The 251-nt window shown below is 58.2% G+C and carries 1 protein-coding gene; it reads right to left on the reverse strand.

The window, feature by feature from the left end; genetic code table 11:
* The coding region (locus R0J87_RS22840) for an ABC transporter substrate-binding protein (RefSeq protein ID WP_498889217.1) at positions 1–240 on the reverse strand (240 nt) is incomplete at its 3' end.
* Between the last annotated feature and the right edge of the window lie 11 nt (positions 241–251).

The raw sequence follows: 251 nt of genomic DNA on the forward strand, positions 1-251 counted from the left end.
TGACGCCAGTTCCAGCAGGTTATCAAACTGAAGGTTGCACCAGTTAGCGACATTCAGGCCAGCCTGTTTGGCGCTGCACGACAGCAGCGGGCGCAGGAAGTTATCCGGATCGCCATTATCCGCCACCCAGCCAGTCAGCGTCAGATCTATGCCTTTCTGGGCCACCGAACCTGGCCGGAGCGGTCTGTCCTGTAACAGTAAGGTGACATCAACCCCCACAGCCCGTAAGTCAGCCTGGATTAACTCGGCCG

This window comes from Halomonas sp. SIMBA_159 (genome assembly GCF_046536035.1).
Taxonomy (GTDB): domain Bacteria; phylum Pseudomonadota; class Gammaproteobacteria; order Pseudomonadales; family Halomonadaceae; genus Vreelandella; species Vreelandella venusta_A.